This window comes from Mycobacterium montefiorense, assembly GCF_003112775.1.
GTDB lineage: Bacteria > Actinomycetota > Actinomycetes > Mycobacteriales > Mycobacteriaceae > Mycobacterium > Mycobacterium montefiorense.
Genome location: NZ_BFCH01000008.1, coordinates 82719 through 98161, shown reverse-complemented (window position 1 = coordinate 98161; position 15443 = coordinate 82719). Strand labels below are relative to the sequence as shown.

The following is a 15443-nucleotide window of genomic DNA, read 5'->3' as shown; positions in this document are numbered from 1 at the left end:
TTTAACGTGGCACAACGATTCGCGGATCTTGGGAGGTCAGTGCCCCACCAACCGACGACTTGGGTGCACGTCAGCGGTTACCGATTCCTGCTGCGTCGCATCGCGCGCGCATTACTTAGCGGGGATACCTGCGCGTCCAGCGAACCCCTTCGGTCGCGAACCGGGCCCCTGAATGTTGGCTGCGTGCTGGCGGCCATCGGGCTGGCGGGATGTGCGTTTGTTGGGGTGCTGCGGCCCCAGGTACAGCTGGATCACGCTCAGATCGTCGTCGGCAGGGCAACCGGAGCGCTGTATGTGCGAGTCGGCGATATCTGGCACCCGGCGATGAATCTGGCCTCGGCGCGGTTGATCGCGGCGACTGATGCCAATCCGCAGCCAGTGTCCGAGTCAGAACTGAGCCACACCAAACGCGGTCCGCTGCTGGGCATTCCGGGCGCACCGCAGCTTCTCGGCCCGCTGCTATCGGGCGACGAAGCGGCCTGGACGATCTGTGATACTGACGGCGGAGCGGCCACGACCGTCGTCGTCGGGTCGACTCGGGGGTCGTCGGCCCATCGTCTAGGCCGCGATCAAGCCCTCCTGGTCACATCCGGGACAGGTCCGCCGGCCTACCTTCTCTACAACGGGCTGCGCGCCGTGGTGGACCTTGCGGACACCGCCGTGCTGCGTGCCCTACGACTGGAGGGTCGCGGGCCGACCGTCGTCTCCCAGTCATTGCTGAACGCGGTTCCGGAGGCGCCGCCAATCACGGCTCCACGGATTCGCGGCGCGGGCGGCAAGGCGGCTGGACTTCCCGCCTTTCCGGTCGGCAGTGTGCTGCGCGTCACACGCGCAGATGGTGACGAGTATTACGCCGTCCTGAGCACCGGGGTGCAGCGGGTGGGCCAGGTAGCCGCGGATCTAATGCGTTTCAGTGACTCAAGGGGCGTCGCCAACGTCATCGCGGTGGCGCCAGACGTGCTCCGGGGCGCGCAGATCTCGAACACGCTTCCGGTGCAGACGTTTCCCGAGCGCGCTCCCGGGGATGGCAGTTCGAACGGCACTACTACCACCGTGTGCGCGAGTTCGGCGCCCACGGCGTCCGGCCCGGCCGGAGTCGCGTTCGTTGTCGGGAGTGGTCTGCCGCTGCGGGCCGACCAAACGCCGGTGGTTCTATCGCAAGCCGACGGTCGCGGTCCTGCACTCGACGGCGTCTACGTGCCGCCCGGCCACGGCGCCTACGTGCGGGGGAATAGCGGGGCCGGCGCGCGCTATCTCGTCACTGACACCGGTGTGCGGTTCGCGATTCACGACAACGACTCCGCACATGACCTCGGTCTGCGGACGGAAGCAGTACCGGTGCCATGGCCGATGCTCGCGGTGTTGCCATCCGGACCGGAACTCAGCAGGGCGAATGCGTCAGTTGCCCGCGACGTTGTCCCTTGACTTCCGTAGCTGCCGCTTGGCTGCACCGGCGACTAGCGCGCACATCAGGACGACCAGACACAGGGCTGCGCCGCGCAACGCGGTGTCGCGCGCACCAGAACTCGTGGGCGTGCGGGGCGGCGGTGCGCCGATCGGCACATGTGCCGGCGGTGGCTTGGCGATGTTGCCGGGAGCACTCGAGTCGGTGCTTACCGCCGCTAGGGCATCGACTGTGCCGTTGCCGACCAACGAATTCCATCCCGCGGGTGGGTGATGGGCAGTCGACTCGATGCGCTGCATCACCTGCCGCGCCGTCAGCACCGGAAACCGGGCCCGGATCAGGGCGGCGAGCCCGCTGACGACTGGCGCGGCGTAACTGGTGCCGGACAACGATGTAGAACTCAGTGACATCACCGCCTCGCCGGTCGCCGCGACGTCGACCCACGGGCCGGCCAGAGTGAACGCCGACGGTGCCCCTTCGGCGTTTACCGAGCCGACGGTCAGCACGTAGTCGTCATACCAGGCCGGACTGACCGCGACCGAGATGGTCTGCCAAGTCGCATCCGGGCGCTGCGGCGGGCATTGCCCGCCGCCACCGGTATTTCCGGCCGCGGCAACGACAACGGCATTCTTGACGTCCACCGCGTAGGCCAGCGCGGCGCCTAGCGCCCGGTCGTCGAGCGCTGAGGTAGCCAAAACGCAGGCCACCGACGAAATATTGATGACCGACGCGCCCAGGTCCGCGGCGGTGCGGACCGCTCTCGCCATGGTGTCGACATCACCGATCCCCGGCCTTGACGGGTCGGTTGCGGGTGCAAATTTCCCGCTGGACTGGCGGATGCTGATCAACGTGACATCGGGCGCCACACCACTGAAGGTATCGGCTTTGGAATCGGCTGCGGCGGCGATGATTCCGGCGACCAAGGTCCCGTGCCCGTCGCAATCCTGGGTGCCGTCGCCGGTGAACACATAGTCGCCTCCCGCCACTACATCGGGCAGCCGGCGGTTTCGCGACACACCGGTGTCGATGACCGCGACCCGTTGGCCCGCGCCGCGGGTGAGCTGCCAGATGCGCGGAAGGTCGAAAGCTGCGAGCTGGTTACGGCCGGGGCCCGGGTCTCCTGTCACCATCGTGCAGACCTCGCGTTGCGCCGTCGGCCACGGAGGTGCCGGCAACGCCGGCTTGGGCAGCAACCTATCGTCGATCTCTGGCGGCGAAACCGCTTGTGCCCAGGGAGTTCCGAATTGTGACAGCACAGTCAGCGCCAATACCGCGACCAGCCGCACCACACGCGAAGTGCTCAACTCCATGTCGGATGCAGACCGCGAGCGGTGTCATAGAAGCCGCATATCCAACAAGTCAACGGAACCATCGCGATCAGGACCAAACACTCCAACAGCTCGGCACTCTTTCGCGCGATGGGTGAGAAAGATATGCCAGGAGCCACGAACCCCAAGTAGACGGTTGTAGCGACCAATAGCGTGGTCGCTGCAGCAATCCACGGGCCGTGCTCTGGGGCTCTGATCGCGGCGAAGCCGACCGTCGTGCCGATAGTCACCACCGCGCCGATGAAGCACACCAACGTTCCATTTCTATCAACCGCATTGGCGCGCAGCAGCAGTAGCACGCCGGTGGCCGCCGAAAAGGTGCTGCAACCAGACCGCGGTATGCCCGCCAATACGGTGACGATCGCTCCGACGGCTCCCGAGGACGAGAATGCGGCCAGCAGAATCGACAGCCAGGCATCCGCGCGGAGCGCATTGGCGGTGAGGTCTTCGACAGCGTTATCGCAGTTGGACTTTGGTGACAATCCGGCCAGGACAACGGCAGCGGGTGCAGATACGCCCAGCAGGCCAAGCGAAACCACCGCCGATACCGCGCCGATCACATACGGCGGGACGCCGGTGAGCACGCCTCCGAACGCGGCGACGGCGACGACCGCCGCGAAGCACGACACCGCAGTCAACGTGATTTCCCCACAGCCTGATACGCGCATCGTCAGCGTCGCCGTGACCGCCGCCGAGCTAGCAGCCAGAAGCACGTTGGGCAGACCCGGGGCGCCCGGCACCGCCAGAAATCCCGCGGTCGCGGCGAACGCCGTGCTAGTCAGGCCCAGCGTGAGCCCCGCCATCGCGTCACGATATGCGCGCTGCGCCAGCGCCGACATCATCGCGGCGGCAAATGCGACACTTACCGCGATTCCTGCGGTCGCGCCACGGTGTCCCTCCGCACCGGCCATGAAAGTGTTTCGAATGAGGGCGAGGCTCCCGATGCCGGCAAGGTAGCCCGCCGCCAGCGAGGCACTAAGCCGCATTACCCTGCGAATCTGGGATGGACTCGAGGTCCGCTCGTTCAGGATCTGTGACACGGCTTGGGCTACATCGTCGTGACGAAAAGCCGGTGGCGGTGCTGCGGACCTGCTCACCACGAGGACATCGCCGTCACGGATACCGTTTTGTACCAATGTCATTGATGAATCCAGTGCGGCAGCGCCGGGGATCGATAGCTGGTAGGAAACCCCGGTCAGATCGCTGACGCCGTGGGCTTTGAGGATGTCGACGATCGGTGGGAGCAACGCCGCGACAGGCATCCTGCAAGGCAGAGCCAAGTCGGCGACGGCAGTGCCGGCGTGCACGGACACGCGGCGTAACCCCTGATCGGATACAGACAACGTCACCCTCTTCAGATTCGGATGAGCGGGACGCTAACGCGATTTCAATCCATCTGTATTCGCCTGTCCACAGGTGAGTTGCGGACGATTACGTCGCCGTTTAACGTCGTCGCACGCTGGGAGGGCCCGGGATGACTCAGAGGTTCGTGCCTGCCGTGCGGCAGCTGCCATTGCAAGTCGCGACCGCAGACATCATCGTTGCCGCGCCGCCTCAGCTGCCGGATTCCCCTCCAAATCTGTTGGTGCGCATGCTGCCAGTTGGCATGTCGATCGCGACCTTGGGCGCCACGGCCGTGATCTTCCTGTCCGGCTCGGCCGTGACCCGCAACCCCGCATTCTTAGTGTTCCCGATGATGATGCTGGTTTCGATGGTGCTGACCGCGATCACCCAAGGTGGCCGCCGGCGCAGCGGCGAGATCAGTGCCGACCGAGCCGACTACTTGGGCTACCTGGGTCGCCTGCGTGTGCTGGTTACTGAAACCGCTGTGGCACAGCGTGCATCACTTGACTGGACGCACCCCGATCCCGCTGCCCTGTGGACATTGATAGGCGGCCCGCGGATGTGGGAGCGACGAACGACCGACGCCGACTTCTGTCGGGTTCGTATCGGGGTCGGCAGTCAGGAACTTTCGACCCGGTTGGTGGGACCCGAAATCTGCACCGAGGAGCGTTCGGATCCAGTCACCGTCGCGGCTGCGTATCGGTTTATCCACACACACGCGACGATCGCGGATGTGCCAATTGCGATTGATCTCAGTGCAACGCTATCCGTGACAGTCAATGGCGATGCTGCCGAGGTCCGCGGACTGTTGCGCGCGATGATTTGCCAGCTGGCCGTGCTACACCCTCCGGATCAATTGCTGATCGTCGGCGTGATCGAGAGCCAGAATCGGGCACACTGGGATTGGTTGAAGTGGTTGCCGCACAATCAACATCCGGCTGCCAGTGACTCGTTAGGGTCCGCCCGCATGGTGTATCACAGCGCGGGGGAGGCGCAGACCGCACTGGCCGGTGGCGGACTGCCGCCGCGGGTGGTGGTGGTATGCGACCTACCGGGGCGCGTCGACTTTGATAGCGCCGGCGCGCTCACGGATGCGACGGTGCTCGAGGCCGTCCCGTGCCGCAGCGGCTCCCCGATGACGATCACGCACGGCGACACGGTTCGCGAGTTGGCGCACCCCGACAAGATGGATCGGCTGGACGCCCAGATATGCGCACGCCGGCTTGCCGGTTACCGGGCCGGCGCGGCGTCTGAATCGGATGGCGGTAAAGGCTGGCTGGGCCTAGTCGGACTCGGTGCTGCCCATTCTAGCCCAATCGCGGTGTGGCGCAGTCAAGACCGTCGCGGTCGACTTTGTGCGCCGATTGGGCACACGGTCGACGGAATGCCTCTCGAGCTGGATATCAAGGAGGCCGCCGAAAATGGCATGGGGCCACACGGGCTTTGTGTGGGCGCAACCGGGTCGGGCAAGTCGGAGCTGCTGCGCACCGTCGCACTTGGCATGATGGCGCGAAACTCCCCGGAAGTACTGAACCTACTCCTCATTGACTTCAAAGGCGGGGCAACATTTCTCGATTTGACGCACGCGCCGCATGTCTGCGCGGTCATCACCAACCTCTCGGAGGAAGCGCCGCTGGTAGCGCGGATGCGAGACTCACTGGCCGGTGAGATGAACCGTCGGCAACAGTTGTTGCGGACGGCGCGCTGCGCCAGCGTGGCCGCATACGAGCAAGCTCGCACGGCCGGCACGCAATTGACCGCCTTGCCAGCGCTGTTCATCATCGTCGACGAGTTTTCCGAACTTCTCAGCCAGCATCCCGATTTCGCAGACATGTTCGTCGCGATCGGTCGACTGGGCAGATCACTGGGCATGCATCTATTGCTCGCTAGCCAGCGGCTCGACGAGGGCCGGCTGCGCGGACTGGAAGCACACCTGTCTTATCGGATGAGCTTGAAGACTTTGTCCGCGAGCGAATCGCGAATCGTCCTGGGAACGCCCGACGCCTACGAGCTGCCGAACACGCCCGGGGCGGGCCTGCTGCGTTCCGGTAGCGGCGAGTTGATTCGGTTCCAAACCGCGTTCGTGTCGGGACCGCTTGAGGCAGAAAGGGCGGCTCCTGCCGGCGTACCAGCACACCACAACACGCCGGCAGCGGTGCGGATGTTCACCGCACAGGCCGTCGGACCGATCACGCGCGCCGACGAGCCAGATGGGTCGGCCGCCCCGACGATTTTGCGGACCGTGCTGGACCGCCTGTCCGGACACGGGCCGCCTGCGCACCGCGTCTGGCTGCCCCCGCTGGGCCTGGCCCCACCACTGCAGAGTCTGTTGCGCGATGCGGTACCGGCTCCGCTGGCGGTACCCATCGGAATTGTTGATCGCCCGTTCGAGCAATGCCGGACACCGTTGGTGGTCGACGTATCCGGCGCTGCAGGCAATGTCGCGATCGTGGGTGCACCTCAAACGGGCAAGTCGACAGCGCTGCGGACGTTGATCACCGCGTTGGCTGCCGCTCATGGTCCGGACCGGGTGCAGATCTACTGTCTGGACTTCGGTGGCGGAACGCTGGCGTCGCTACGCGAATTGCCGCACGTGGGTGCGGTCGCGGGCAGGGCCGAGCCGCAGCTCGTCGGCCGCATGATCACCGAGATCGATTCCATCGTGCACTCCCGGGAGGCCCTCGGTTGCGAACTGGGCGACGGAAGCCAGATCGGTGACGTCTTTCTGGTCATCGACGGCTGGGCGAGCCTACGCCACGAGTTCGGGGAGGTTGAGGAAGCGATTGCTGCCATTGCGGCCCAAGGGCTTTCGTTCGGAGTGCACGTGGTGCTTTCGGCTTCGCGCTGGGCAGAGATCAGACCGTCACTAAAGGATCAGATCGGCACCCGCATCGAGTTGCGGTTGGGCGATCCCGCTGATTCAGAGCTTGACCGCAAACGTGCCAACGAGGTCCCCCGCGACCGACCCGGCCGCGGTCTATCCCGCGACGGACTGCAGATGGCCATCTCCCTGCCTATTGACGTAAGCGAGCTGCGATGGCGTGCCGATGAGTTAGCCGCCCCGCCCATACTGCTGCTGCCCACGCATATCGACCACCGGGTCGTCGTCGACCAGGCGGGCGGCCAAGGCGAGCCACAAATGCTCCTCGGCCTCGAGGAGCGTCGACTGCATCCGGTCAAAGTCGATTTCGAGCGGAATTCGCATCTGTTGGTTCTCGGCGACAACGAATGCGGGAAGACCACCGCGTTGCGCACCTTGTGCCGCGAAATTGCTCGGACGAAGACGGCTGCGCAGGCGCAAATACTGATCGTCGACTATCGGCGCACCCTGCTCGGTGTCGTGGAGTCAGAACATCTCGGCGGCTACGCCATGTCACCGACTGCGCTCAGGTCGCTGATGCCGGATCTGCACGATCTGCTGCAACGGCGGATGCCCCCCTCGGACGTGACTCAGGCACAGCTGCTGGCCAGGTCTTGGTGGTCAGGTCCAGACGTTTACCTGGTGGTCGACGACTACGACCTGGTCGCTACGCCGTCGGGAAACCCGCTGCTATCCGTGCTCGAATACTTGCCGTATGCCCGCGATCTGGGTTTGCACCTAGTCGTGGCGCGGCGCAGCGGGGGCGCGGCCCGCGGCCTCTTCGAGCCAGTGCTGGCGGGCCTGCGTGAGATCGGCTGCCTAGGACTGATGATGAGTGCGCGTCCGGATGACGGCTGCCTGGTGGGTTCGGGCCGTCCGGAGCGGTTGCCCGCGGGGCGTGGCGTATTGGTCAGTCAGGCCGGCGACGAACAGGTAATTCAGGTGGGCTGGAGCCCCGCGCCGTGAGCGCGCATCGCACCATCATTGGGACCGGTCCGGGGACGATCCGTCGGTTATGTTGCGGTACCGGAAAAGTTGCGGACGACATGTCCGAGGTATTTCGCGCGGCACTAGAGGCAATCGACGATCAAGTGGCGTTGGTGGATGGGCGACCGGTAGATGTCGATTCGTTGTGGCCCGTTGTGCTGCGGTCGTTGGACTGCGGGAAATCACACGTGCACAGGGCAATTCAGGTGGTCTACCCGTCGTGGTGGCCGTCGTCGCGGGTCGGCGTAGTTGCCGCGGCGGCAGCAACCCTGCCCGGAGATATTCAGCTGCGCCCGCGGTCGTGGTTGCTCAGGCAGGTAGCCAATGCACAGCCGGAAGCGCCGGTTGTGGAGATCGCTGAGCGGTTGGTGGCGATCTCGATTGACGATGTCGTTGCGGTGCCGCGCGCAGCAGACCCGGACGCTCTTGCCGAGAATATTTCGCGCCTGATCGGCGAAATAGAAAGTGGTACAGCGTCTTCCATTTTGATCGATGCCTCCGGCGCGGTTGGCGGAGCGCGAGCGCTTGCGCAGTTGATCGCCGGTCGAGTCCGCCGAAACGGTCATTCTGTAGTGGCGATCGATGACGCCGGGCTGTCACGGCTAACGGCCTCGATGCTTGCCAAGCCCAAGGGTGCGGCGCGATTGCCGCCATCCGTTGTCGATGCTTCTCACGTGCGATCACGCGTCCGGATACGTGCTGGGTTGGTAGCCGCTGCCATCGTGCTGGCCGCGACGGGGCCGGCGGTGGCCGCGGGTGGTCGGCGTGCGATCCCGCCCCTGGAGGCGGCGCCGACGACCTTTCTCGTGGAAGGCCGAGTTGCGCTGACGGTGCCGGCGAATTGGCGGACAGAGCGCGTGGTCGTGGGGCCGGGTTCGGCGCGGGTGCAGGTGAGTTCGCCGTCAGATCCTGAAGTGGCGCTGCACATCACACAGTCGCGGATTCCCGATGAGACGCTCAGCGCCACCGCCGAGCGATTGAAACGTGCGATCAATACCGAACCCGGCGGTGTGTTCGTGGACTTCAATCCGTCCGGAGTAAGCGCCGGCCGGCCCGCGGTGACTTATCGCGAAGTCCGCAGCAGTCATCAGGTGCGATGGACGGTGGTGGTTGATGGATCGGTTCGGATCAGCGTCGGATGCCAGAGCCGGCCTGCTGGTGAGGAGGCCGTCCGTGTCCCGTGTGAGCAGGCGGTGCGGTCCGCCCACGCGATCGGATGAGTATCGGGTACGCACCGAAAATCGGACGGAACCGAATGGGGTCGGGCGTGGTCGTACTTGGTATCAGGAAGGAAGGAGAAGGGTGACTACGCCGCAAGGTGCGAACACGCTGAGCACCGACTTTGATCCGATGCGTTCGGTCGCAGGCACCACGGACGCCCGCAACGAAGAGATCCGGGCGATGTTGCAGGCATTCATGGGCCGCATGAGCAGTGTGCCGCCGTCGGTGTGGGGTGGGCTTGCCGCTGCCCGGTTCAAGGATGTGGTGGATCGCTGGAACGCCGAGTCGTTGCGGCTCTACCACGTGCTGCACCAGATCGCCGACACGATTCGGCACAACGAGGCCACGCTTCAGGAGGCCGGCCACAACCATGCACACCACATCGGCGCCGCCGGCGCAGATCTGTGAGAGGACGTTCCTGTGGACCCCGTGCTGTCCTATAACTTCGGCGAAATCGAACATTCGGTGCGCCAAGAGATCCACACCACGTCGGTTCGTCTCAACGCCGCGCTTGATGAGTTGAGGTCTCAGATCGCCCCGTTGCAGCAGCTCTGGACCCGCGAAGCGGCAGCCGCGTACCAGGCCGAACAGCTCAAGTGGCACCAGGCGGCGACCGCGTTGAACGAGATCCTGATGGATTTGGGACATGCGGTCCGCGATGGCGCCGACGAGGTGGCGAGCGCCGATCGCCGGGCAGCCGGTGTCTGGGCAAGGTCGCCGCAACCATGAGCCCCTGTGTGGTCCCGGCGGAAGGAGAGCCGGCGGGACCACACAGTCATTTTGACCTGCGGGGATATGGGTCGGTAAGCTGCTCGGTTGGCGTGCGGTACGCCGGGGACTCGGGTCAATGTCGGTCGCCGAGACCAAACCCCAACCGTGGACGCCTGACCGGCACCCGGCTCGAACCGGGATCCACCCGAGAGAAAAGAAGGTAAGCGCTGTGCCCACCTACGCGCCAAAGGCGGGTGACACCACGAGGTCGTGGTACGTCATCGACGCCACGGACGTAGTGCTTGGCCGCCTTGCCGTCGCGGCAGCCACCCTGTTGCGCGGCAAGCACAAGCCGACGTTCGCACCCAATGTCGATGGCGGCGATTTCGTCATCGTCATCAACGCCGAAAAGGTCGCCCTGTCCGGCGACAAACTGAAGAACAAGCTGGCCTACAGCCACTCGGGGTATCCCGGCGGTCTGCGTAAGCGCACGATCGGCGAGCTGCTGGAAAAGCACCCCACCCGCGTCGTCGAGAACGCGATCGTCGGCATGCTTCCGCACAACAAGCTCAGCCGTCAGATCCAGAAAAAACTCCACGTCTACGCCGGCCCGCAGCACCCGCATGCCGCGCAACAGCCGGCTCCGTTCGAGATCAAGCAGGTGGCCCAGTGACCGAAACCAACGACGAAACGACCGAAGCGGTCGCCGAAGTGGTCGTCGAGGTGACCACCGAGGAGGCTCCGGCCGAGACCCCGGCTGAGGCCGCTGTCGAGACTGCGGCCGAGCCCACTGCGGAGGCAGCTGCGGCCCAGCCCAGCGCGCCGGTCGTGCTCGATCGGCCCATCCAGACCGTCGGCCGCCGCAAGGAGGCCGTGGTGCGGGTGCGCCTGGTGCCCGGCACCGGCAAGTTCGACCTCAACGGCCGCAGCTTGGAGGCCTATTTCCCCAACAAGGTGCACCAGCAGCTGATCAAGGCTCCGCTGGTCACCGTCGACCGGGTGGAGACCTTCGACGTCTACGCGCTGCTGCACGGCGGTGGCCCGTCGGGGCAGGCCGGTGCGCTGCGTCTGGGCATCGCCCGGGCGCTGATCCTGGTCCAGCCCGAGGACCGGCCTCCGCTGAAGAAGGCCGGATTCCTCACCCGTGACCCGCGTGCCACCGAGCGCAAGAAGTACGGCCTCAAGAAGGCCCGTAAGGCACCTCAGTACAGCAAGCGCTGATCAGCGATCACTTTCTGGCCGCGACCGCGTATCTTTGTGCGACTTATGTCCGCCGTCTTCGGCGTGTCGTCGCGTAAACGTGCGCGGTTGCGGTCACAAAAGTAAGTGCGCTTTGTGCGCATGACATCACTGTGAGAGGTTTGTGCGATGGGTCGACTATTCGGCACCGACGGTGTGCGTGGGGTCGCGAATCGCGAGTTGACCGCCGAGCTGGCCCTGGCCTTGGGCACCGCCGCGGCGCGGCGCCTGGCCGGGCCGGGAAAGCTGGGGCGACACGTTGCCGTGATTGGCCGCGATCCGCGGGCCAGCGGCGAGATGCTGGAAGCCGCGGTGATCGCCGGCCTGACCAGCCAGGGTGTTGACGCGCTGCGGGTCGGGATCCTGCCCACCCCCGCGGTGGCCTATCTGACCGGCGCTTATGACGCCGACTTCGGCGTGATGATCTCCGCGTCGCACAATCCGATGCCCGATAACGGCATCAAAATCTTCGGGCCCGGCGGCCGCAAGCTGGACGACGACACCGAGGATCAGATCGAACAACTCGTCGCGGCCGGTCCGGGATTGCGTCCCGTCGGCGCCGGGCTCGGTCGCGTTATCGACGCCGAGGACGCCGCCGATCGCTACCTGCGCCACGTCGGCAAGGCCAGCACCCAGCCGCTCGACGGCCTGACCGTGGTCGTCGACTGCGCCCACGGTGCGGCATCGTCGGCCGCACCGCGCGCCTACCGGGCCGCCGGCGCCCGGGTTATCGCGATCAACGCCGAGCCCAACGGCCTCAACATCAACGACGGCTGCGGATCGACGCACCTGGGCCCGCTGCGCTCGGCGGTGCTCGCGAACCGTGCCGACCTGGGCCTCGCGCACGACGGCGACGCCGACCGGTGCCTGGCCATCGACGCCGGCGGCGAGCTCGTCGACGGCGACGCCATCATGGTCGTGCTCGCGCTGGCGATGCAGGAAGCCGGCGACCTGGCTTCCAACACGTTGGTCACCACCGTGATGAGCAACCTCGGGCTGCATCAGGCCATGCGCGAGGCGGGGGTCACGGTCCGCACCACCGGGGTCGGCGACCGCTACGTCTTAGAGGAGCTGCGCTCCGGCGAGTACAGCCTGGGCGGTGAGCAATCCGGCCACATCGTGATGCCCGCGCATGGTTCCACCGGCGACGGCATCGTCACCGGGCTCTGCTTGATGACCCGCATGGTGCAGACCGGCTCGTCGCTGGCCGACCTGGCCGCGCCGATGCAGTCGTTCCCACAAGTGCTGATCAACGTCGAGGTCGCCGACAAGGCCACCGCGGCCGCCGCGCCCTCGGTACGCAGCGCGGTCGACGAGGCAGCGGCCGAACTCGGCGATACCGGTCGAATCCTGTTGCGCCCCTCGGGAACTGAGCCGATGATTCGGGTCATGGTGGAAGCGCCCGAAGAAGACATCGCGCAGCGGGTGGCGACTCGCGTCGCCGAAGCGGTCAGCGCGGCGCGCTAATCCATTCGGGCGGGAACCCCGGCGGGGTGTCCGGCGTCGGATTAGGCATGGGAGTACCACACGCTTCTTTTGACCGCACCGGAATCGACGTCGCGGCGGTGCATCGGGTTGCCGACCAATTGCGGGCCGCCGCCGAACTGATCGACAGCGCTGTCTGTGATCACCTGGCGGCGTTGGCTTTTTGCGGAACCACGGCCGGGCGGGCTTATACCGCACGCGGCGATGCGTTACGCGCCGAGCTGGAGCGACTGACGGCGCAGTTGTCGCAGTGGTCGCGGGCTTCGGTCGCGATCGCCGTCGCGCTGCGGTCCGGCGCGCAGCGTTATGCCGATGCCGAGCTGTATGCCGCGGCGCGAATCGCCTGAGCTGTGGCTGACCGGCTGGACGTCGCCGAGCGCCTCGCCGAGGGCAGGGTTGCCGTCGAGCACACCCAGGCCTACGTACGGGCTTGCCACACAATGGGATACGAGCATCCGGACCTGACGTCACACCCGAGCCAGATTCGTGACTGGTTCGACAGTGAGGACGGCCTGGACCTTCACGTCCTCGACCGCGACTGCGCGCAACTGCGGGCGGCGGCCGCCGTGGCCTCAGAAGGCCTGCGGATTCAGCATGCCCAGGTTTCCGATCTGACTGCAGCATGGACCGGGATGGGCAGCGACGCCGCGGTCGCGTTCTTGCAACGCCATTGCGATGCCGCCAACCTCGTCGCCACCGAGGTGCGGGCGGCCGCGCAGCGGTGCGAATCGCTACGCGACAACCTGTGGCATCTGCTCGACTCGAAGGTCGGTACCGCCATCGCGATCGACGATCGCAACCAGGCGCAGCGGTCGACGTGGTTGGCCGCCGCGGCGGCGGTGACGGCCGGGGCGGGTGAGCGGTCGACGGCCGATCAGATCGTCCAGGAGCAGATAAAACCTCACGTGAACAATGACATTCGCAACGATTGGTTGGCGGCCATGCGCTCATCGCTCGCCGCGTTCGGGACTGCCTACGACATGGTGAACGACCGGATGGCTGCCGCTCCCGCGGCGTACTTCGACATGCCCGGCGACCTCGGACCGGGTTGGCAACCGTCCCCGCCTGGGGCGCCGTCAGTTGCTTGGGCGCCGTCGACGGCTTCGGCGGCGACGCAGCCGGCCGCTGCGCTTCCCGGCGTCGCGGCGGGCCCGGCGCCCGCGCCGCCGGCTTCCATCCCGGCTGCGCCGTCGACACCCGGTGCGCCACTGCTGTCCGACTTGGCGTACGCGCCCGGAGATGCTTCTGCCTTGCCGACGGGAGCCGGCGGCCTGGGCGGGCTCGGCGGACTCGGCGGGCTGGCCAGCCAGATTGTCGATGCAATGAGCGGTCTGCTGGGTTCGGTGACCGACGGGTTTGGCGATTCGGCGGGGCTTGACGATCCGGCGGGCAAAGATCCCTTCGGCGAAGACAGCTCCGATGACGATCCGTTTCACCCCGACGACCGCCATGACGGCGCCGATGATGAGCGTGATGCTGCCGACGCTGAAAAGACTGATGAGCCAAAGGAAGCCGTGCAGGCTCAGCCTGTCGGCGCTGCGCCGCCTGCCGACACGCCACCCCTGCCGGTTGACGGTCCGCCGCCCGCCAACGCTGCACCGCCCGCCGACGCTGCACCGCCCGCCGACGCGGCTGCCCCGGCGGTCACGCCCGCTCCCGCCGCCGCGCCGGCGCTGGCGGCCGAGGGGTCAACGCCGTGTGAGATTGCCGCAGACCAGGTTCCGCAGGCGGGGCAGTGACGTCTTAGGCGCCGCGCAGCTCGAGTACTTCTTCGACGAAGCGCACGGCCTCTTTCGGGTCGGCCGCCGCGGGGCTGACCAACAGCGTCGTGACGCCCGCCTCGGCGAAGGCGGCGATGCGTTCTTTGATGAAACCGCGTGGGCCGATCAGCGACATCCCGCGCACCAGCTCGTCGGGCACCAGGTCGATGGCCTCACTCTTGCGGCCAGACAGGTACAGCTCCTGGATCTTGTCCGCAACCCCTCCGTAGCCGTAGCGCGTCGCGAGGTTGTGATAGAAATTGCGTCCCTTGGCGCCCATGCCACCGATGTAGAGGCCCAGCTGCGGCTTAACCCAGGCCAGCCGATCCTCGACGTTGTCACCGATCGCCGTCGACGCGTGCACCATGATGTCCAGCGGCCCCAACGCCGGATCCCGTTTGGCGGTCCCGGCGGCCAGCGCCTCGCCCCAGACGGTGCTGGCCTTCTCCGGAAGGTAGAAGACCGGCTGCCAGCCCTCGGCGATCTCGGCGGTGAGCTCGACGTTCTTCGGGCCAAGCGATGCGATCGTTATCGGAATACGTTCGCGCACAGGGTGATTGATCAGCTGCAGCGGTTTACCCAAACCGGTACCGCGATCCGCGGGTAGTGGCAGCTGGTAGTACTTGCCGTCGTATTGGACCCGCTCGCGGCGCCACACCTTCCGGCAGATCTCCACGATCTCGCGGGTGCGGCCTATCGGGGCGTCGAACTCGACGCCGTGGAAACCCTCCATCACCTGCGGCCCGGACGTTCCGATGCCCAGGTGGAATCGGCCGTCGGACACGAAGTCCAAACCCGCGGCCGTCATCGCCAGCAGCGACGGCGTGCGGATGTAGATGGGGAACACCCCCGAGGCCAATTCGACGGTGTTTGTCTTGGCGGCCAGATAGCCGAGCTGGCTGACAGCGTCGAACGAATACGCCTCGGCCACTACGGCGATGTCGATGCCGGACTTCTCGAGTTCGACGATGCGGTCGACGGCTTCGTGGAAGCCGCCCGAATAATCCAGGGCGATACCGATTCGCATGAACGCCACTTAATCACGGCGAGTGTGACGCGTGGCTGTGTGGTGCCCTGTCTGGAGTTCAGGGCCGTACGTAGCG

Annotated in this window: 13 protein-coding genes; 10 read left to right on the top strand and 3 right to left on the bottom strand. The window is 66.2% G+C overall.

Features of this window, described 5'->3' with window-relative positions:
* The first annotated feature begins 39 nt into the window (after positions 1 to 39).
* Entirely contained in the window at positions 40 to 1425 is a 1386-nt protein-coding gene (gene eccB / locus DB708_RS06260) for a type VII secretion protein EccB (RefSeq protein WP_108921083.1), read from the top strand.
* On the opposite strand, the gene mycP is transcribed toward eccB, so the two are convergent.
* Positions 1399 to 2715, bottom strand: a complete 1317-nt coding sequence (gene mycP / locus DB708_RS06255) for a type VII secretion-associated serine protease mycosin (protein ID WP_108921082.1) — start codon at positions 2713 to 2715, stop codon at positions 1399 to 1401. The genes eccB and mycP overlap by 27 nt on opposite strands.
* On the bottom strand, positions 2706 to 4040 hold the full coding sequence (gene eccD / locus DB708_RS06250) for a type VII secretion integral membrane protein EccD (RefSeq protein ID WP_261859475.1): 1335 nt from the start codon (positions 4038 to 4040) through the stop codon (positions 2706 to 2708). Before eccD ends, mycP begins: the two co-directional genes overlap by 10 nt.
* Before the next feature lie 167 nt (positions 4041 to 4207).
* Here eccD and eccCa point away from each other — a divergent pair, with 167 nt between their 5' ends.
* From eccCa to DB708_RS06205, 9 genes are all read left to right on the top strand, one after another.
* Positions 4208 to 7903 (top strand): type VII secretion protein EccCa, encoded by a 3696-nt coding sequence (gene eccCa, locus DB708_RS06245; RefSeq protein ID WP_108921081.1) that lies wholly within the window; start codon positions 4208 to 4210, stop codon positions 7901 to 7903.
* The gene (locus DB708_RS06240; RefSeq protein ID WP_108921080.1) at positions 7900 to 9144 is read left to right on the top strand and encodes a type VII secretion-associated protein; all 1245 of its coding nucleotides are present in this window, start codon (positions 7900 to 7902) and stop codon (positions 9142 to 9144) included. The genes eccCa and DB708_RS06240 overlap by 4 nt, the downstream gene beginning before the upstream one ends.
* 82 nt (positions 9145 to 9226) lie before the next feature.
* Positions 9227 to 9553 carry a WXG100 family type VII secretion target gene (locus DB708_RS06235; RefSeq protein ID WP_108921079.1) on the top strand — a complete coding sequence of 109 codons (327 nt, stop codon included), beginning with the start codon at positions 9227 to 9229 and terminating at the stop codon, positions 9551 to 9553.
* Positions 9554 to 9565: 12 nt separating this feature from the next.
* On the top strand, positions 9566 to 9874 hold the full coding sequence (locus DB708_RS06230; RefSeq protein WP_108921078.1) for a WXG100 family type VII secretion target: 309 nt from the start codon (positions 9566 to 9568) through the stop codon (positions 9872 to 9874).
* Between the two features lie 211 nt (positions 9875 to 10085).
* Positions 10086 to 10529: a 50S ribosomal protein L13 gene (gene rplM / locus DB708_RS06225; RefSeq protein WP_108921164.1), complete on the top strand. Its 444-nt coding sequence runs from the start codon at positions 10086 to 10088 to the stop codon at positions 10527 to 10529.
* Positions 10530 to 10579: 50 nt separating this feature from the next.
* The gene (rpsI, locus tag DB708_RS06220; RefSeq protein ID WP_272889548.1) at positions 10580 to 11077 is read left to right on the top strand and encodes a 30S ribosomal protein S9; all 498 of its coding nucleotides are present in this window, start codon (positions 10580 to 10582) and stop codon (positions 11075 to 11077) included.
* A 147-nt stretch (positions 11078 to 11224) separates the two neighbouring features.
* Complete coding sequence (gene glmM / locus DB708_RS06215) at positions 11225 to 12562, top strand: phosphoglucosamine mutase (RefSeq protein WP_108921076.1); 1338 nt, start codon at positions 11225 to 11227, stop codon at positions 12560 to 12562.
* 47 nt (positions 12563 to 12609) lie between these two features.
* Positions 12610 to 12927, top strand: a complete 318-nt coding sequence (locus tag DB708_RS06210) for a type VII secretion target (RefSeq protein WP_108921075.1) — start codon at positions 12610 to 12612, stop codon at positions 12925 to 12927.
* Positions 12928 to 12930: 3 nt separating this feature from the next.
* The gene (locus DB708_RS06205) at positions 12931 to 14319 is read left to right on the top strand and encodes a hypothetical protein (RefSeq protein WP_108921074.1); all 1389 of its coding nucleotides are present in this window, start codon (positions 12931 to 12933) and stop codon (positions 14317 to 14319) included.
* Between the two features lie 4 nt (positions 14320 to 14323).
* Here the strand turns inward: DB708_RS06205 and DB708_RS06200 are convergent, their stop codons facing one another.
* Entirely contained in the window at positions 14324 to 15367 is a 1044-nt protein-coding gene (locus tag DB708_RS06200; protein ID WP_108921163.1) for an LLM class F420-dependent oxidoreductase, read from the bottom strand.
* Positions 15368 to 15443 lie beyond the last annotated feature (76 nt).